Source organism: Serratia sarumanii (genome assembly GCF_029962605.1).
Classification (GTDB): domain Bacteria; phylum Pseudomonadota; class Gammaproteobacteria; order Enterobacterales; family Enterobacteriaceae; genus Serratia; species Serratia sarumanii.
In genome coordinates, this window is the sequence record NZ_CP124750.1 from 2,965,643 (window position 1) to 2,984,063 (window position 18,421).

14 protein-coding genes are annotated in these 18,421 nt (G+C 59.9%); 3 read left to right on the top strand and 11 right to left on the bottom strand.

Features of this window, described 5'->3' with window-relative positions; all coding sequences use genetic code 11:
• Positions 1-83: 83 nt before the first annotated feature.
• The gene (locus tag SSARUM_RS14100) at positions 84-779 is read right to left on the bottom strand and encodes a gamma-glutamylcyclotransferase (protein WP_033647744.1); all 696 of its coding nucleotides are present in this window, start codon (positions 777-779) and stop codon (positions 84-86) included.
• A gap of 252 nt (positions 780-1,031) precedes the next feature.
• The gene (gene chaB, locus SSARUM_RS14105; protein WP_033647745.1) at positions 1,032-1,259 is read right to left on the bottom strand and encodes a putative cation transport regulator ChaB; all 228 of its coding nucleotides are present in this window, start codon (positions 1,257-1,259) and stop codon (positions 1,032-1,034) included.
• Between the two features lie 130 nt (positions 1,260-1,389).
• Here chaB and SSARUM_RS14110 point away from each other — a divergent pair, with 130 nt between their 5' ends.
• A complete protein-coding gene (locus SSARUM_RS14110) occupies positions 1,390-2,208 on the top strand; it encodes a siderophore-interacting protein (protein ID WP_033634954.1) in 819 nt (272 codons plus the stop codon).
• A gap of 294 nt (positions 2,209-2,502) precedes the next feature.
• Complete coding sequence (chaA, locus tag SSARUM_RS14115; RefSeq protein WP_033647747.1) at positions 2,503-3,606, top strand: sodium-potassium/proton antiporter ChaA; 1,104 nt, start codon at positions 2,503-2,505, stop codon at positions 3,604-3,606.
• Positions 3,607-3,643: 37 nt separating this feature from the next.
• Here chaA and lpxO read toward each other — a convergent pair whose 3' ends face one another.
• The 6 genes from lpxO to putP all read right to left on the bottom strand — a co-directional run bounded on the left by lpxO (position 3,644) and on the right by putP (position 11,324).
• Complete coding sequence (lpxO, locus tag SSARUM_RS14120; protein WP_033634956.1) at positions 3,644-4,546, bottom strand: lipid A hydroxylase LpxO; 903 nt, start codon at positions 4,544-4,546, stop codon at positions 3,644-3,646.
• Between the two features lie 235 nt (positions 4,547-4,781).
• On the bottom strand, positions 4,782-5,570 hold the full coding sequence (gene phoH, locus SSARUM_RS14125) for a phosphate starvation-inducible protein PhoH (protein ID WP_015378226.1): 789 nt from the start codon (positions 5,568-5,570) through the stop codon (positions 4,782-4,784).
• 719 nt (positions 5,571-6,289) lie between these two features.
• Positions 6,290-7,588 (bottom strand): iron uptake transporter deferrochelatase/peroxidase subunit, encoded by a 1,299-nt coding sequence (gene efeB, locus SSARUM_RS14130; protein WP_043147607.1) that lies wholly within the window; start codon positions 7,586-7,588, stop codon positions 6,290-6,292.
• A gap of 11 nt (positions 7,589-7,599) precedes the next feature.
• Positions 7,600-8,736 (bottom strand): iron uptake system protein EfeO, encoded by a 1,137-nt coding sequence (gene efeO / locus SSARUM_RS14135; protein ID WP_033647749.1) that lies wholly within the window; start codon positions 8,734-8,736, stop codon positions 7,600-7,602.
• Positions 8,737-8,756: 20 nt separating this feature from the next.
• The gene (efeU, locus tag SSARUM_RS14140; RefSeq protein WP_033647751.1) at positions 8,757-9,602 is read right to left on the bottom strand and encodes an iron uptake transporter permease EfeU; all 846 of its coding nucleotides are present in this window, start codon (positions 9,600-9,602) and stop codon (positions 8,757-8,759) included.
• A 237-nt stretch (positions 9,603-9,839) separates the two neighbouring features.
• Positions 9,840-11,324, bottom strand: coding sequence for a sodium/proline symporter PutP (putP, locus tag SSARUM_RS14145; RefSeq protein ID WP_039565551.1), 1,485 nt, complete (start codon positions 11,322-11,324; stop codon positions 9,840-9,842).
• Positions 11,325-11,895: 571 nt separating this feature from the next.
• On the opposite strand from putP, the gene putA reads away from it, so the two are divergent.
• Positions 11,896-15,867: a trifunctional transcriptional regulator/proline dehydrogenase/L-glutamate gamma-semialdehyde dehydrogenase gene (gene putA, locus SSARUM_RS14150; protein WP_060418943.1), complete on the top strand. Its 3,972-nt coding sequence runs from the start codon at positions 11,896-11,898 to the stop codon at positions 15,865-15,867.
• A 315-nt stretch (positions 15,868-16,182) separates the two neighbouring features.
• Here the strand turns inward: putA and tcyN are convergent, their stop codons facing one another.
• Genes tcyN through tcyJ form a run of 3 tightly spaced genes read right to left on the bottom strand, consistent with a single transcriptional unit; the run spans position 16,183 to position 18,401 of the window.
• Entirely contained in the window at positions 16,183-16,935 is a 753-nt protein-coding gene (gene tcyN, locus SSARUM_RS14155) for an L-cystine ABC transporter ATP-binding protein TcyN (protein ID WP_039565546.1), read from the bottom strand.
• A 3-nt stretch (positions 16,936-16,938) separates the two neighbouring features.
• Complete coding sequence (gene tcyL / locus SSARUM_RS14160; protein WP_033634963.1) at positions 16,939-17,601, bottom strand: cystine ABC transporter permease; 663 nt, start codon at positions 17,599-17,601, stop codon at positions 16,939-16,941.
• Complete coding sequence (gene tcyJ, locus SSARUM_RS14165; RefSeq protein WP_033653651.1) at positions 17,601-18,401, bottom strand: cystine ABC transporter substrate-binding protein; 801 nt, start codon at positions 18,399-18,401, stop codon at positions 17,601-17,603. Before tcyJ ends, tcyL begins: the two co-directional genes overlap by 1 nt.
• Positions 18,402-18,421: the final 20 nt, after the last annotated feature.

The following is an 18,421-nucleotide window of genomic DNA, read 5'->3' on the forward strand; positions in this document are numbered from 1 at the left end:
AAAGTTATTAAATAGAGGTATTAGATATATGAAAAAGGGCTCCGCACGCTGAGCCCTTTACTGTCTGCCGCCCCGCCAACGCCTCAGGCCGTGGCCTCGGCCCCGAAAGCGCCGGGGCGGTTCTGCTGCAACCATTGCTGCACGTAACGCACCAGATCGCCGATGCAATCATCCTGCATGCCGTGGTGCTTCAGCTCGTTATCCAGCGCAAACAGGTATTGCGCGTTGGTGCCCAGCGGGCCGCTGGCGCTGGCGATCAATGGCGCGATCACCTGGTGGCTGGTGTCTGCTTCAAACAACGGATGCTGCGGGTTCATCACGAACACCAGCGCCGTGACGGCCTCACCGCCCTCCAGCTGCAGCTCACACCAGGTCGGCACGTAGCAATCGGTGATCATCTCGCGCTTCCACAGCAACTCCAGCTCTTCGCGCAGCGTGCTTTCCGGCAGACGGAAGGCCAATCCGGTGGTCTGGCCGCCCTCTTTCAGCGCCAGCATGCGCCCCGGCTGATGCAGCGTGCCGCGCCCGGCGGTCAAACGCATGCAGAACGCCCGATGCCAGCCCTGCAGTATGGCTGGCCGCACTTCTTCCGATTCGAAAACCGGATTCCACATCAGCGAACCGTAACCGAATACCCATACCGGGCTGTGATCCGGCCGGCGCGATAATGTGCACGCCAACGAGGCTGCGCGCTGTTCAGGCGTCAGCAACAGCGACTCCTCAATAGCGCCAAAGGCGGTTTTGCAATCCGCTTTTTGCAGAAAATCTCGCGTTAACACTGTTACAACCTCCCGGGAATACGATTTCTCGTCCTCCCTCGCCACTACTGAACCTTTGCAATTTTATTTTTTGGTGCGGAATTTTATTAATTCAATAACCGCTCCGATTAATAATGACCATATTCTTTTCCCGCCGCGCAATCAAGTTGCAAAGCGGCGTTAACGTGGAAAAGTATTTGTACTGAGCAGCAATAATATTAATTGCCGAGGTCAGCATAACGTCTGCGCGATTTTTACCGGGCATGAAAGGCGTTACTTTTTGTGCCAGCGCTCATCGTCGCCCTTGCGATAGCTTTGTTTGACCGCTGCCCAGGCCACCTTGTGCGCCGTCTCTTCCCGGCCGGCGTCACCGCGTCGATCTTCAGGATCCCGATATTGTTGCCAGGCGCTGTTGAACGCTTCTTTATAGATCGCCTGCGCATGGGCCGGCAGCACATGCTTCACATTGTCCGGCAAGTCGTTCGTGTCTTGGTATGGCATCACGTCCTCCCGTGCGTATTGCGTGAGCCTTAAGCCTAGCTCACACGCAGTTGCGCCTCAATGAGCAAACAATTCTCATTATCAAACGGCATGGTATACTCACCGCCAAACGAACTATAAGGAGATCCCCGTGACTACCGAAGCCCCTCGCTCACGCGCCCCCTACCTGATCGCCGTCAGCGCCGTACAGGACATTACGCCGCACCTGCGCCGCATCACCTTTACCGCGCCCGATCTACGCTACTACCCGGCCAACGCCGCCGCTGCGCACATCAAAGTCTTTTTGCCGCTCGCCGACCAAACTCAGCCGGATCTGCCGACGCTGACCGAAAACGGCCCGCGCTGGGCCGCGGACGCCGTGCGCCCGATCGTGCGCACCTATTCCATTCGCGCCGTGCGCCCGGAACAGGCGGAAGTGGACATCGAATTTGCGATTCACGATCACCGAGGCCCAGCGGTCGACTTTGCGCGCCAGGCGAAAATCGGCGATAAAATCGGTATCAGCAACCCGGGCGGCCCCAAACCGATGCTGCCGGCGGCCGATTTCTACTGCCTGGCGGGCGATCCTTCCTCGCTGCCTGCGCTGGCCGCGCTGCTGGAAAACCTGCCGCCGCACAGCGCCGGGCGCGCTTTCGTCCGCGTCGACAGCACCGCTGACATGATTGACCTGAAAAAACCCGCTGATGTTGAAGTCAATTGGATCGTCGGCGGCACGGAGAAAACCGACGAACTGATCGCTCAGTTCCGCGCACAGTCCCTGCCGCAGGGCGAAGCGCACTTCTGGCTCGCCGGTGAAGATCGCCTGGTGGTGGGGTTGCGCCGCTACCTGCGCCGTGAACGCCAATGCGATCGCAATCGTCTTTATGCCGTACCTTACTGGCGTGAGGGGCTAAATGAAGAGGGTTACCACAATAAACGGCATGAAATCATGGATAATATTGATGACTGACGGTCTCGTTTTCCTTGATTAACCAAGCGGTAAATGAGTAAACACGACTTTTCTCAAATCTAACGTTAAAAATTGGCGTTACTGCGTAAAAGTAAGTAAATAAAACCGCACCCCGTGCGGTTTTTTTGCTACCCTGATCACATAAAGCAAGCAATTGCTTTCTCAGATAAAAACAACATCACACCGGCGCCGCGGGTGTATCCTAATATAAAATACCTACTGGAAACGCAGAGTTGCCGTGCCACGGCGACCGGCGCCGACGGGCTACGCTGTTTGAGAAGGAGTGTCACCCTCATGAAGTCGCAACACGATCCTGGCCGATCCACCAAATCTCGCCACACCGAATACTCGCTGATCTTCCCCATCGCCGCGCTGGTGGTGTTGAACCTGTGGAGCAGCACCGCTAACTTTCCGCTGATCGTCGGCATCAATATTCTCGCGCTGGTGGGGATCCTCAGCAGCGCCTTCAGCGTGGTGCGCCACGCCGACGTGCTGGCTCACCGGTTGGGCGAACCCTACGGCTCGCTGATCCTCAGCCTGTCGGTGGTGATCCTCGAGGTCAGCCTGATCTCGGCGCTGATGGCCACCGGCGACGCCGCGCCGGCGCTGATGCGCGACACGCTGTACTCCATCATCATGATCGTTTCCGCCGGCCTGGTCGGCTTCGCGCTGCTGCTCGGCGGGCGCAAATTCGCCACCCAGTACGTCAATCTGGGCGGCATCAAACAGTACCTGATGGCGATTTTCCCGCTGGCGGTGATTGTGCTGGTATTCCCGAGCGCGCTGCCGGGCGGCAACTTCAGCACCGGGCAAGCGCTGTTGGTAGCGCTGATCTCCGCCGCCATGTATGGCGTGTTCCTGGTGATCCAGACCAAAACCCACCAGAGCCTGTTCGTGTACGAGCATGAAGACGACGACGGCGACCCGCATCACGGCAAGCCTTCTTCCCACAGCAGCGCCTGGCATGCCGCCTGGCTCATCGTGCACCTGATCGCGGTTATCGCCGTCACCAAGTTCAACGCCAATCCGCTGGAAGGTCTGTTGACCAAAATGAACGCGCCGGCGCAGTTCACCGGTTTCCTGGTGGCGCTGCTGATCCTGTCGCCTGAAGGGCTGGGCGCGCTGCGCGCCGTGTTGAACAATCAGGTGCAACGCGCCATGAACCTGTTCTTCGGCTCGGTGCTGGCGACCATCTCCCTGACCGTGCCGGCGGTCACCATCATCGCCACCCTGACCGGGCAGACGCTGATCTTCGGCCTGCAAACGCCGCATATCGTGGTGATGCTGACGGTGTTGCTGCTGTGCCAGCTGTCGTTCTCGACCGGCCGCACCAACGTGCTGAACGGCACCGCCCACCTGGCGCTGTTCGCCGCCTACATGATGACTATCTTCGCCTGATCAAAAAGGGGCGCACACCGTGCGCCCCCACCTTCGTTTATACCGAGAAGAATATCGCCGCGGCGATCCCCCCGAACAAAATCCACTTGATGATGTAGTAACCGGTGCGATTCCAGGCCTTCAGGCGTTTCCCCACCCGGCGTATCGCATAGATGTATTTGAACATCTTGTTGACGCCGCCGGTGCGATCGCCCTCTTCATTCGGCGCGGTGGCGGCGCTCATCAGATTGCGCCCCAGCCAGTGGTTCACCGCCTGCGCCCAGCGGTAGCGCATCGGCCGTTCGATGTCGCAGAACAGGATCAGACGGTTCTGCCCGCTCTGGTTTTCCGCGTAGTGCAGATAGGTTTCATCGAACATCACGCCTTCCCCGTCGCGCCAGCTGTAGCGCTCGCCGTCCACCTCAATGAAGCAGCGGTCATCGTTGGGGGTAATCAGCCCCAGGTGATAACGCAGCGAACCGGCGTAAGGGTCGCGGTGGCGCGGCAAACGGCTGCCGTCCGGCAGTTCGGCGAACATCGCCGCCTTGACCGAAGGCAGGCTGCGCAGCAGTTCCGTGGTCTGCGGGCACAGGGTCATGGCCGAAGGATGGCTGTCTTCATACCATTTCAGATAAAAGCGCTTCCAACCGGTCTTGAAAAACGAGTTGAAACCGGCGTCGTTGAATTGATCGGACGCCTTGATCTGCTGGATCTCCATCAGCTTCTGTCCTTCGTCGCGGATGGTTTCCCAGTTATCTCTCAACACCGCCAGCTCAGGAAACTGCTCCGGCTTCAGGTACGGCGTGGTCGGCACGCGGGAAAACAGATACATGAAGACGTTCAATGGTGCGGTAAAGGTGGAATGGTCAGACAGCTGCCGCCACACGTTGTAGCGTACCCGTCCGCGGTAATGCACATAGACGACGCATAAAATAAGCAAAATCAGAACGATGTATTTCATGTTTGAATCGCATCAAGGAACCTACACGCTATGCGCCGCACGGCGCACACCCCAGATAATGTCCTTTTGGCGGCACAGGCAAATTGCGCGCCAATCTGGAACTCACTAATCATTGACGCTAACTCAACGAAAATCTATACAAAAAACCACAATAATTTACACAAAGGTTAAACGAAATGATAAATGAGGGGCGATAAAAAAGGCCGCCGAAGCGGCCTTTCCAGTAGCGGATAGGTTAACTGTAAGCGTTGAGCGTGCGCTGGCACAAAGCGGAACGCACGCAGTCCTGTTTTTCAAAGCGGATAACGCCGATCATCTCGTCCTCTTCGAAGCGCTCCAGGGCATCGCTGAGGCCGGATTTCACGCCGCGCGGCAAGTCGCACTGGGTCACGTCGCCGTTAACGATAACCGTCACGTTTTCTCCCAGGCGGGTCAGGAACATTTTCATTTGGCTGGCGGTCACGTTCTGGGCTTCATCCAGGATAACGACCGCATTTTCGAAGGTGCGCCCGCGCATATAAGCGAACGGCGCAATCTCTACCTTGCCGATTTCCGGGCGCAGGCAGTACTGCATAAAGGAAGATCCTAAACGACGTACCAGAATGTCATACACCGGGCGGAAATAAGGCGCGAACTTCTCGGAGATATCCCCCGGCAAGAAACCGAGGTCTTCATCCGCCTGCAAAACAGGACGGGTAACGATAATCCGATCCACCTCTTTATGAATCAGCGCCTCCGCCGCCTTGGCGGCGCTGATGAATGTTTTGCCACAGCCGGCTTCGCCGGTGGCGAAGATCAGCTGCTTATTCTCTATGGCTGATAAGTAATGACCCTGAGCTTCGGTTCTAGCCTCGATGGGTGAGCTATCGCGCTTGTCTCGCGCCATGCCGATAGACTCGACTCCCCCCATTTGCACCAGCGAGGTCACAGACTCTTCTTCCAGCTGGCGATGACTACGAGCGTCACGACGAATAACGCGTTTCGCTTCACGACGTGCTTTGATCACTGCTTTCTGTCTACCCATAGTGGCACCTTACAGTTTGTTTCACCTACCGCAACGGCCTGGCCGCGCGATTATGTTTCACACACGTATTAGGTTTTGGCCTCCTCCGAGCCAATAAGAGCCAAGGGACAAGGTGAATTGACGGCAACGCTTAAGCGCCGTGTCTTCACGGGACAACGCGGACTGCATCTGTAAACGTGGAGTAAAAAGTGATGAGATTCGGTAGCGATAAGAGTGCGGAGTTGCCGGTAAAAGAGAGTCGGAGAGATAACCCTCGTTACAACGAGAAATCAGGGGAGATGTGTTATTTTTTCTTTCCAGCCCAACCAAGGACTTTACCATTAGCGATCCCCGCAGTGATATTTACAGCTTCAAGCTGTGCACCGTGTGAAAACTACCGCCAGATGATTACAGTATAATGACATTCAATCTCGTCGCGTTACTAAAATGTAAAAAAATTTAATATCTTTTGTTTTCAGTTAGCGCTAAAACACTATATCACGCTCGACACGTCATTCCAGAAAAATTTTTACCACAACAATATCAATGAATTGCAATTAAAAACCGCAAATGACACTTTGGTTTCTCGATTAAATTTTGCGCAATCCAAAGCCGGTGAGCCGTGCAAGTTTTTTTAATCCGCAGCCAAAGCATCGAATTGAACTTCGTCGCGCAATGTCCCGCGCAATAGGCAATACAAAGTAAAACGAGGCGGAAGATCGCGCCTCGTCATTGCGCACTCAGGCCTTGAGCAAGCCGCTGGCCAGATAGTCGCCGCCCTCTTTCACGCCCGGCAATACGAAGAAATACCCGCCGCCGATCGGCTTGATGTATTCCTCCAGCGCTTCGCCGTTGAGCCTTTTTTGCACCGTCAGGAATCCTTTTTCCAGATCGGCCTGGTAGCAGACGAACAGCAGCCCCATTTCCAGCTGCCCGGCATTCGAGACGCCAAGGGAATAGCTGTAGCCGCGCCGCAGCATCAGGTTGCTTTGGCTTTCCGGCGTGCGGGGGTTCGCCAACCGAATGTGCGCATCCATCGGTATCACCTTGCCGTCGGGATCGTTCGCGTAGTTCGGCTCGTCATGTTCATGCTTCATACCGAGCGGCGCGCCGCTGTACTTTTCGCGGCCAAAGATGGTTTCCTGCTCCTGCAGCGGCGTGCGATCCCAAAACTCCACGCGGAAGCGAATAATGCGCGCCGCCTGGTAGCTGCCGCCCGCCGTCCACGCCGGCTCGCCGGCGCCGTCGCCAACCCACACCACCTTATCCATCAGCGGTGTGTCGTCGGTTTTCGGGTTGGCGGTGCCGTCTTTGAAGCCCAGCAGGTTAATCGGCGTTTCTTTGCCTTTGCTGCGCGCCGCATGCGCCGAGATGAACCCTTCCCGCTTCCAGCGCACGCTGAGCAGATCCGGCGAATGCTTGATGATATCGCGCAGCGCGTGGAGAGCGGTTTCATTGGTGTTGGCGCAGATCTGCAGCAGCAGGTCGCCGTGGCACAGCGCGGCGTCCAGCGCATCGTTGGGGAAGCGCGTCATCTTCTGCAACCGCAGCGGTTTTTGCGCCTGCAGGCCAAAGCGTTCGTCAAACAGCGATGCGCCGACCGAAACGGTGATGGTCAGGTTGTCCGGGTAAATCTCCGGCCCCATGATGCCCGAATCGAGCGGCGGCAGCTTGGCATCCACTTCCGGCGCCTTGCCGCCGTGGGTCAGGAACGCGATGCGATCGGTCAGCAGCCGGAACAGACGCTCCAGATCCGCTTTGCTGGTCGCCAGCACGTCGAACGCCACCAGCATCATCGCCGCCTGTTGCGGCGTCAGCACCCCAGCCTGATGGCGACCATAAAACGGCTGTTTCTGCCAACGCTCATCCTGCGGCGTCGCCAACGGCTCCGCCGCGTTGCCCGCCGCCTGCGCCAGGCGGCTGCCGCCCAGCGCCAGTGCGCCCAGCCCCAGCCCTTGCAGCAAACGGCGCCGCGAAGGCGAGGCCGCCCCCTGCGATTGCGGATGCGGCCCGTTGTTCAGGCCTGCCTTGTTGCTCATAATCCTATGCCTCAGTCCAGGCCCAACACGCCGCGCAGTTGAGAAAGGTCTTCCGCCAGCGTGGTGATCGGCCCTTTCAACGCGTTGCGATCGGCTTCGCTCAGCTTCTCGTAGGACTCATAGCCCTCTTTGGTTTTGTACTTCGCCAAAATGGTGTCCACGGTTTTGAAGTTGGCGTCAATCTTGTCCAGCAGCGGCTTGTTGGCCTTGACCAGCAGCGGACGCAGCAGGTTGACGATCTTCTGCGCGCCGTCGACGTTGGCCTGGAAATCCCACAGGTCGGTGCGGCTATAGCGGTCTTCTTCACCGCTGATCTTGCTCGCCGCCACTTCTTCGATCAGCCCGGCTGCGCCGCCCACCACCTTGCTCGGCGGGAAGGTCAGTTCACCCACGCGTTTTTGCAGCTCAACGGTGTCCTGATACAGCCGATCGGCGTATTTATCCATGTCTTTGGTCGAGTTGTCGGCAAACAGCGCCTTCTCCAGACGGTGGAAACCGGTGAAGTTAGGGTCCGCCGATTTCTTCTCGTAGTCGTCTTCACGGGCGTCGATGCTGCCGTCCAGATCGGAGAACAGCTCGGCGATCGGCTCGATGCGCTCATAGTGCTGACGGGTCGGCGCATACAGCTTGCGCGCTTGCTCCACGTTGCCGGCCTTCACCGCGTCGGTGAACAGCTTGGTCTGTTTCACCAGCCCGTCGACTTCTTTGGTGACGTAGACTTTGTATTCGGCGATCGGGCCAACCAGATCCAGCGCGCTCGGCTTGCCGTCGGTGGCGCCGTTGGCCGCCGCAGTGACGGTCAGTTTGCCTTTTGGATTGCTCAGCAGCCCGCAGGTCATGTCATATTCGCCCGCTTCCAGCGTGGCGGTCATTTTCTGGGTGAAGCCCGGCGCGATGTTCTCGCGCTCTTCCACCACCATCACCCCTTTCAGGATTTCCCATTCGACGTTTTTCTGGCTGGTGTTATGCACCACAAACTGCGTCTTGCCGGCCGGCACCGTCAGCTGCATCGGTTCGCACTGCTTGTCGTTGACCGTGACTTTGACCTGCGGCACGTCCGCCGCCAGCGCATCGATGCTCAGCGCAAACGCCGGGATAGCCAGTAATGCTGCGTGCAACGCCTTGCGGCGAAATAACGGAGTAGACATACGAGATTCCCTATTAAACATTAATGATTGATTTTACGTTGCGCCGGAGCCGCTGCCGGCTCCGCGCGCTGCGGCAGGAAAAAGAAAATCAGCGCCGGGATCAGATACAGGAAGTAGACCGCCACTTCGCTGACCGTCGGCGCTTCCTGATAACCGAGAATGCCTTCCAGCAGGGTGCCGAACAGCGAATGGGTCGACAGGGTGCTGCTGAAATCGAAGGCGATGTCCTGGAAGTGGTTCCACAGACCGGCCTCATGGAAGGCGCGGATCGCCCCCGCGGCCAGCCCGGCGGCGACGAACAGAATGAACAGGCTGGTCCATTTGAAGAATTTGGCCAGGTGCAGCTTCACCCCGCCCCAGTAAATCATCATGCCCAGCACGATGGCGGCCGCCAGGCCGAGCACCGCGCCGATCGGCGCCGCGGCGCCCACGTCTTGCTGGAAAGCCGCCAGCAGGAAGAACACCGACTCCAGCCCTTCGCGCGCCACGGCGAAGAACACCATCGCCACCAGCGCCCAACCCTGCCCTTTGCCGGCGCTGAGCGCCTGATCGATCGCCCCTTCCAGATGCACCTTGACCGACTTGGACACTTTGCGCATCCAGAACACCATATAGGTGAGGATCACCACCGCCACCACCGCGACGATGCCTTCGAACAGCTCCTGCTGCTTCTGCGGGAACTCGCCGGTGGTTTCATTGATGAAGATGCCGAGCGCCAGACACAGCGCCGCGGCGACAATCACGCCGACCCACACCGCGCCCAGCCATTGGCTGCGCTGCGTGCGTTTCAGGTAGCTGGCGATCAGGCTGACGATCAGCGCGGCCTCCAGCCCTTCACGGAACATGATAAGAAAGGGAACGAACATAAATAATCACCCCTGAAAAGACCGCGGCGGCAGAGAAAGCTGGCTCGACATGCGCTGCGCAACTCTGTAAAGAAACGTAAAATGCAACGAGAGTGATTATCATTCTGCCAAGAAGAAATACAAGAGGCGCCAGCGTGATTTTTTCTAATCAAATGTCACCAGGTGTTGGATGACGGCGATCGGCAGGCGAAAAAAAGGGCGCGTTACGCGCCCCTTGCTGACTGACATCGAACGGCGTTATACCGTTTTATACTCGGCTTCCGCCTGATCGAAACGCTCGGTCATGGTGGCGGAAGGCCGGCGGCCCATTAGGCTCACCACCACGATGGCGAGGCTGCCCAGGATGAAGCCCGGGATGATTTCATACAGGCCCAGCCATTCGTACTGTTTCCAGACGATAACCGTCACCGCGCCGACCAGCATGCCGGCCAGCGCGCCGTTGCGGGTCATGCGCGACCACAGCACCGAGATCAGCACGACCGGGCCGAAGGCGGCGCCGAAACCTGCCCAGGCGTAGCTCACCAGGCCCAGCACGCGGTTCTCCGGGTTGGCCGCCAGCGCGATGGCGATCAACGCCACCACCAGCACCATCACGCGGCCGACCCACACCAGCTCACGCTGGCTGGCGCCTTTGCGCAGGAACGCCTTATACAGGTCTTCGGTGATCGCGCTGGAGCACACCAGCAGCTGGCAGCTCAGCGTACTCATGACCGCCGCCAGGATCGCCGACAGCAGCACGCCCGCCACCCATGGGTTGAACAGCAGCATCGCCAGCTCGATGAACACGCGTTCGCCGTTCTGCGACACGTTGCCGGCTTGATCCGGGTTATTGGCGAAGTAAGCGATGCCGAAGAAACCGACGGCGATGGTGCCGGCGAGGCACAGGATCATCCAGGTCATGCTGATGCGGCGCGCGCTGCGGATGGTGCGGTGAGAATCCGCCGCCATGAAACGCGCCAGGATGTGCGGCTGGCCGAAGTAGCCCAGGCCCCAACCCAGCAGCGACAGGATGGCGACGAAGTTCAGCCCCTTCAGCATGTCGAGGTTCGCCGGGTTCTGCGCCTGGATCACCAGCATCGAGGTATCGATGCCGCCGACGGCGAAGATCACGATCACCGGCGTCAGGATCAGCGCGAAAATCATCAGGCTGGCCTGCACGGTGTCGGTCCAGCTCACCGCCAGGAAACCGCCGATAAAGGTATACAAGATGGTCGCTGCGGCGCCGGCCCACAGGGCGGTTTCGTAGCTCATGCCGAAGGTGCTTTCGAACAGGCGCGCGCCGGCCACGATGCCGGAGGCGCAGTAAATGGTGAAGAACACCAGGATGACGATGGCCGAGATCACCCGCAGCAGCTTGCTGTTGTCTTCAAAGCGGCTGGTGAAATAGTCCGGCAGCGTCAGGGCGTTGTTGTTGGCTTCGGTATGCACGCGCAGCCTTCCTGCCACCAGCTTCCAGTTCAGGTAAGCGCCGATGGTCAGGCCGATGGCGATCCAGCTTTCGGAGATGCCGGAGAGGAAGATGGCGCCCGGCAGGCCCATCAGCAGCCAGCCGCTCATGTCGGAAGCGCCGGCGGACAGCGCGGTCACCACGCTGCCCAAACTGCGGCCGCCGAGAATATAGTCATCAAAGTTGTTGGTTGCCCGGTAGGCAAGCAGGCCGATCAGCACCATCCCGAAAATGTACACCAGGAAGGTCACCAGCATAGGTGTGCTCATTGTCATTTAATTCTCCACTTTCATTATTATTCGCGTTTCGCTCCGGCCACGCCGGCGCCGGTAAACCCACGCGCAATGCATTTCACTGGCCGCCGCGCCGGAACGTGGCGCAGCCTGCGAGCGAGTGCAGGTAAAATAGTTTCTGCCCGTAATTGTTGACCGTCGGCTATCCTAGATGAGCCTTTCATCAACCAACAAGATATTTAACAACAAAGTTACACAAAGTTTACCCTGCGTCACATTTACCGGGCTCAAAGGTTGCACTCACGACAAGTAAAATGAGTTGCACCCGGTCATTACCCTTATATACCGCAAGGTAAAACGCCTGCGGCCGCATAAACCCCGCCGCGTTCGCTCAATAAGGCAACATTCATGCCAACTGCCGATGTTAAAAAATCGATGAAACTCACACTTCGTTCATCAGCCTGATTTAACAAGGTTGCACAAAGTTGCAACATGCAGGATATTGTCTGCATTCTTAACCCCACACATCTCACGAACCTATCCCAACAGGCTTTCCGGCCTGCCGTTTGTCTAGCCTGATGGGATAGGTTCTAAACACAGGAGTTGGATTGGCATGGGCACTACCACAATGGGCGTGAAACTCGACGAGGCAACACGCGACCGGATCAAGAGCGCCGCGCAGCGCATCGATCGCACGCCGCACTGGCTCATCAAGCAGGCCATCTTTAATTACCTCGAGCGTCTCGAGAGCGGTACCGATATTCCTGAAATTCCAGCGCTGGCCGCTGCGGGCCAGCCTGAAGCGGACGACATTATGCCGCAAGCGCAGGAAGAGTCACACCAGCCATTCCTCGATTTCGCCGAACAAATTCTGCCGCAGTCGGTCACCCGCGCCGCCATCACCGCCGCCTATCGTCGCCCGGAGACCGAAGCGGTGCCGATGTTGCTCGAACAGGCGCGATTACCCGCCGATCTTGCACAGGCCACTCACAAAATGGCCTATGGCATCGCCGAGAAGTTGCGTAACCAAAAAAGTGCAAACGGCCGCGCCGGCATGGTGCAAGGCCTGCTGCAAGAGTTCTCCCTCTCCTCGCAGGAAGGCGTGGCGCTGATGTGCCTGGCGGAAGCGCTGCTGCGCATTCCGGACAAACCGACCCGCGATGCCCTGATCCGCGACAAGATCAGCAACGGCAACTGGCACTCGCACCTCGGGCGCAGCCCGTCGCTGTTCGTCAACGCCGCTACCTGGGGCCTGCTGTTCACCGGCAAACTGGTGTCCACGCATAACGAAGCCAATCTGTCCCGTTCGCTGAACCGCATTATCGGCAAGAGCGGCGAACCGCTGATCCGCAAAGGCGTGGACATGGCGATGCGCCTGATGGGCGAACAGTTCGTGACCGGCGAAACCATCGCCGAAGCGCTGGCCAACGCGCGCAAGCTCGAAGATAAAGGCTTCCGCTACTCTTACGACATGCTGGGCGAAGCCGCCCTGACCGAGGCCGACGCCCAGGCTTACCTGGTTTCCTACCAGCAGGCGATCCACGCCATCGGCAAAGCCTCCAACGGCCGCGGCATCTATGAGGGCCCCGGCATCTCCATCAAGCTGTCCGCCCTGCACCCGCGCTACAGCCGCGCGCAGTACGAACGCGTCATGGAAGAGCTCTACCCGCGCCTGCTGTCGCTGACCCTGCAGGCACGCCAGTACGATATCGGCATCAACATCGACGCCGAAGAGGCCGACCGCCTGGAGATCTCGCTCGATCTGCTGGAGAAGCTGTGCTTCGAACCGCAGCTGGCCGGCTGGAACGGCATCGGCTTCGTGATTCAGGCCTACCAAAAACGCTGTCCGTTCGCCATCGATGCGGTGATCGACATGGCGCAACGCAGCCGCCGTCGCCTGATGATCCGTCTGGTGAAGGGCGCCTACTGGGACAGCGAAATCAAACGCGCCCAGATGGACGGCCTGGAAGGCTACCCGGTCTACACCCGCAAGGTCTATACCGACGTTTCCTACCTGGCCTGCGCCCGCAAGCTGCTGTCGGTGCCGAACCTGATTTATCCGCAGTTCGCCACCCACAACGCCCATACCCTGAGCGCCATCTATCACCTGGCCGGCAACAACTACTACCCTGGCCAGTATGAGTTCCAGTGCCTGCACGGCATGGGTGAACCGCTGTACGAACAGGTGGTGGGTAAAGTGGCCGACGGCAAACTGAACCGCCCTTGCCGCATCTATGCGCCGGTCGGCACCCATGAAACGCTGCTGGCTTACCTGGTGCGCCGCCTGCTGGAAAACGGCGCCAACACCTCGTTCGTCAACCGCATCGCCGACGCCACCCTGCCGCTCGACGAGCTGGTGGCCGATCCGGTCAGCGCCGTGGAAGCGCTGGCGGCCAGCGAAGGCCAGATTGGCCTGCCGCACCCGCGCATTCCGCTGCCGCGCGAGCTGTACGGCGAGAAGCGCACCAACTCCAGCGGCCTGGATCTGTCCAACGAACAGCGTCTGGCTTCGCTCTCCAGCGCCCTGCTCACCAGCGCCAGCCATCCGTGGCGCGCGGAGCCTATCATCGACGCCGAATTGGATCAGGGCGTGGAACAGCCGGTGATCAACCCGGCCGAGCCGGGCGATGTGGTCGGCTACGTGCGCGAAGCCACCGAAGGCGAAGTCAGCCGCGCGCTCGACGCCGCCGCGGCCGCCGGCCCAATCTGGTTCGCTACGCCGCCGACGGAGCGCGCCGCGATCCTCGAACGCGCCGCCGAGCTGATGGAAAGCCAGCTGCAAAGCCTGCTGGGCATTCTGGTGCGCGAAGCCGGTAAAACCTTCAACAACGCCATCGCCGAAGTGCGTGAAGCGGTCGATTTCCTGCACTACTACGCCGGCCAGGTACGCGACGATTTCGCCAACGACAGCCACCGTCCGCTGGGCCCGGTGGTCTGCATCAGCCCCTGGAACTTCCCGCTGGCGATCTTCACCGGCCAAATCGCCGCCGCGCTGGCGGCCGGCAACAGCGTGCTGGCCAAACCGGCCGAGCAAACGCCGCTGGTGGCCGCGCAGGCGGTGCGTATTCTGCTGGAAGCCGGCATTCCGCAAGGCGTGCTGCAGCTGCTGCCAGGCCAGGGTGAAACCGTCGGCTCAACGCTGGTCAACGACGCCCGCGTACGCGGCGTGATGTTTACCGGCTCCACCGACGTCGCCGGTATTCTGCAGCGCAGCATCGCCGGTCGTCTGGATCCGCAGGGCCGCCCGACGCCGCTGATCGCCGAAACCGGCGGCCTGAATGCCATGATCGTCGACTCTTCCGCCCTGACCGAGCAGGTGGTGACCGACGTGGTGGCCTCCGCCTTCGACAGCGCCGGCCAGCGCTGCTCCGCGCTGCGTATCCTGTGCATTCAGGAAGACGTGGCCGAGCACACGCTGCAAATGCTGCGCGGCGCGATGGCCGAATGCCGCATGGGCAATCCGGAGCGCCTGTCCACCGACGTGGGCCCAGTGATCGACGCCGACGCCAAAACCGGCATCGAACGCCACATTCAGGCGATGCGCGCCAAAGGCCGCAAGGTATACCAGGCCGCCAAAGGCAGCGCGCAGGATGAGAAAGAGTGGGCGCGCGGCACCTTCATCAAGCCGACGCTGATCGAACTCGACAGCTTCGACGAACTGCAAAAAGAGATCTTCGGCCCGGTGCTGCACGTGGTGCGCTTCCAGCGCAACAATCTGGACGCGCTGGTCGATCAGATCAACGCCGCCGGTTATGGCCTGACGCTGGGCATTCACACCCGTATCGATGAAACCATCGCCCGGGTGACCGAACGCGCCAAGGTCGGCAACCTGTACGTCAACCGTAACATGGTTGGCGCGGTGGTCGGGGTGCAGCCGTTCGGCGGCGAAGGTCTGTCGGGCACCGGCCCGAAAGCCGGCGGCCCGCTGTACCTGTACCGTCTGCTGGCCAACCGCCCGGACGACGCGCTGCAACGTACGCTGCACCGTCAGGACGAAGAGCGCCCGATGGAAGCCACCGCGCGGCCGCAGCTGCTGGGCGCGCTGCAATCGCTGGAGAAATGGGCGGTCACCAGCCAACAAGGCGAACTGGCGGCACTGGCGCAGCGCTATGCGGAACTGGGTCAGGGCGGCACCGTACGCCCGCTGCCGGGCCCGACCGGCGAGCGCAATACCTATGCCCTGCTGCCGCGTGAACGCGTGCTGTGCCTGGCGGATAACGAAGCCGACGCGCTGATCCAGTTGGCCGCCGTGCTGGCGGTCGGCAGCAGCGCGCTGTGGCCGGAAGCGGAACTGCAGCGCAATCTGTTCCGCCGCCTGCCGAACGATGTGCAGGCGCGCATCGCCTTCAGCAAAGACTGGCAGCAGGACAAGGTCGAGTTCGACGCCGCCATCTACCACGGCGATGCCGACCAGCTGCGCACCCTGTGCGAGCAGATCGCGCAGCGCGGCGGCGCCATCGTCTCGGTGCAAGGCTTCGCCCACGGTGAAACCAACATCCTGTTGGAGCGCCTGCTGATCGAACGTTCGTTGAGCGTCAACACCGCCGCCGCCGGCGGTAACGCCAGCCTGATGACCATCGGTTAACGCATCTCAAGGCGGCCATACATTGCCGCCTGATTGGCTCACCGCTACGCAAACCCTGCACTCGTGCAGGGTTTTTTATTGCCCGCAGCCCGGCCAGACGTTAGCGTCTTGTTATCCTTGCATGAGGATGTGTCGCCTCATGGGCGATAACAATAGGGGGAGCTTAGAACGGATTAGTTTGCTTGAAAGCCGCAGCAGACCGCTACGATTCGCATTGACTCTCTGGTTCGGCAACATCCGGGATACGGCAGCCGCAGCGCGAAACGAATTGTTGAAAGCGGAGTAAATGCGGGCGGGGGAAGCTCCCCCGCCGCCTTATTGATTCCGGAACTTGTCGAGGAATTGCTGAGTGCGCTGGTGCTGCGGGTTGGCGAACAGCGCTTTGGCCGGGCCCTGTTCGACGATGCGGCCGTGATCCATAAAGATAACCCGGTCGGCCACGTCGCGGGCGAAACTCATCTCATGGGTGACGATCACCATGGTGCGTTTCTCTTCCGCCAGTGAGCGCATGGTATTGAGCACTTCCCCTACCAGCTCGGGATCGAGCGCCGACGTCGGCTCATCGAACAAAATCACCTCCGGCTGCATCGCCAGCGCGCGCGCAATAGCCACTCGCTGCTGTTGCCCGCCGGACAGCCGCCGCGGATAAGCATGCTCCTTGCCGCTCAGCCCCACCTTGGCCAGCAACGCGCGGGCGCGCTGTTCCGCGCTGGCTTTCGCCTCGCCCTTGACGACCACCGGCCCTTCGATGATGTTTTCCAGCACCGAACGATGCGGGAACAGGTTGAAGCTCTGGAACACGAAACCGACCTGCTGACGCAGCGCGCGCACCTGATTTTTCTGTTTGCTCAACGGCTTGCTGCCGTCGATCAGGATGTCGCCGACGCGAATGGTGCCGGAATCCGGCTCCTCCAGCAGGTTGATGCAGCGCAACAAGGTGGTTTTCCCTGAGCCGCTAGGGCCGATGATCGCCACCACTTCACCGGCGTCCACCGCCAGATCGATCCCATGCAGCACCGTCTGACCCTTGAACTGCTTGGTCAATTGCTTAACTTCAATGGCACTCATGCGCTACTCCTGATCCTGGCGATTAACGTGGGCTTCCAGGCGGTTTTGCAGTGCGGAAAGCAGGGTCGCCATCACCCAGTAAATCAGCGATGCCGCCAGGTACATGGTGAACACTTCCAGCGTGCGCGAGGTGATCAGCTGCGCCTGGCGGAACAGCTCCGGCACCTGAATGGTGGCGGCCAGCGAGGTGTCTTTCACCAGGCCGATGAAGCTGTTGCCCAGCGGCGGCAAGGCGGTGCGCGCCGCCTGCGGCAGGATCACCCGGCGCAGGGTTTGCCAACGGGTCATGCCGATGCTGGCGGCGGCTTCCCACTGCCCTTTGTCGATCGACGAAATCGCCGCGCGCAGCGTTTCCGAGGTGTAGGCGGCGGTATTGAGCGACAGGCCAATCAGCGCCGCCGGGAAAGGATCGAACTCGATGCCGAACTGCGGCAGACCGTAATAGATCATAAACAGCTGGGCGATCAACGGCGTGCCGCGGAACAGCGACACGTAAATGCGCGACAGCCACGCCAGCGGCCAAAGCGGCGAAAGGCGCATCAGCGCCAGCAGAAAACCAAGCAACAGGCCGAACGCCATACCGCCCAGGCTAAGCTGAAGCGTCAGTATTGCGCCCTTTAATAAAAATGGCGCTGAATCCAGCGCCAGTTGAATACTTTCGTGCATTATTTAGTTACGTCCGCGCCAAACCATTTCTCGGAGATCTTCGCCAGCGTGCCATCTTTTTGCATCTCGGCGATCGCCTGGTCAATCGCGGCCAGCAGCTCCGGGTTGTTCTTGCGCAGCGCCACGCCGGACTCCTGGCGGGAGAACGCCGGGCCGGCTACCGCCAGCGTATCGCCGGTTTTCTTCACCAGATCCAGCGCCGCCAGGCGATCCACCAGAATGGCGTTGATGCGGCCGACGCGCAAATCCTGATACTTGGTCGGGTCGTCGTCGTAGGTACGCACGTCCACACCCTGCACGTTCGCGCGCAGCCATTGCTCATAGTTGGTACCCAGGCCAACGCCGACCTTCTTGCCCTTCAGGTCTTCCGGCTTGGTGATGGTGCCTTCGTTGCCTTTTTTCACCAGCGCCTGAATACCGGAAACGGTGTAAGGGGTGGAGAAATCATATTTCTTCTTGCGCTCATCAGAGATGGTCACCTGGTTGATCACCACATCGATGCGTTTTGATTCCAGCGAAGCCAGCATGCCGTCCCACTTGGTCGGGTTCAGCTTGGCCTTCACGCCCAAATGTTCCGCCAGCGCGTTGGCGAAATCCACTTCGAAACCGGTCAATTTGCCGTCTTCACCCTGGAAGCTGAACGGCGGATAGGTGCCTTCCAGACCGACGATCAGCGTGCCGCGCTGTTTCACCTGCTGCAGCAGATTGTCGGCGGCGTAGGCTTGAGTCGCCAAACCGGCGGCCAACGCGACGCCCACCACGCCCAACAGCCATTGACGACGAACTTTCGCAAACATCATAAACACCCCTGTGTGTTATT

Excerpts from the sequence above, each read along its gene's own strand:
- chaB (WP_033647745.1), bottom strand. The coding sequence starts at position 1,259 with ATGCCATACCAAGACACGAACGACTTGCCGGACAATGTGAAGCATGTG.
- chaA (WP_033647747.1), top strand. The coding sequence starts at position 2,503 with ATGAAGTCGCAACACGATCCTGGCCGATCCACCAAATCTCGCCACACC.
- lpxO (WP_033634956.1), bottom strand. The coding sequence starts at position 4,546 with ATGAAATACATCGTTCTGATTTTGCTTATTTTATGCGTCGTCTATGTG.
- phoH (WP_015378226.1), bottom strand. The coding sequence starts at position 5,570 with ATGGGTAGACAGAAAGCAGTGATCAAAGCACGTCGTGAAGCGAAACGC.
- efeB (WP_043147607.1), bottom strand. The coding sequence starts at position 7,588 with ATGAGCAACAAGGCAGGCCTGAACAACGGGCCGCATCCGCAATCGCAG.
- efeO (WP_033647749.1), bottom strand. The coding sequence starts at position 8,736 with ATGTCTACTCCGTTATTTCGCCGCAAGGCGTTGCACGCAGCATTACTG.
- efeU (WP_033647751.1), bottom strand. The coding sequence starts at position 9,602 with ATGTTCGTTCCCTTTCTTATCATGTTCCGTGAAGGGCTGGAGGCCGCG.
- putP (WP_039565551.1), bottom strand. The coding sequence starts at position 11,324 with ATGACAATGAGCACACCTATGCTGGTGACCTTCCTGGTGTACATTTTC.
- putA (WP_060418943.1), top strand. The coding sequence starts at position 11,896 with ATGGGCACTACCACAATGGGCGTGAAACTCGACGAGGCAACACGCGAC.
- tcyN (WP_039565546.1), bottom strand. The coding sequence starts at position 16,935 with ATGAGTGCCATTGAAGTTAAGCAATTGACCAAGCAGTTCAAGGGTCAG.
- tcyL (WP_033634963.1), bottom strand. The coding sequence starts at position 17,601 with ATGCACGAAAGTATTCAACTGGCGCTGGATTCAGCGCCATTTTTATTA.
- tcyJ (WP_033653651.1), bottom strand. The coding sequence starts at position 18,401 with ATGATGTTTGCGAAAGTTCGTCGTCAATGGCTGTTGGGCGTGGTGGGC.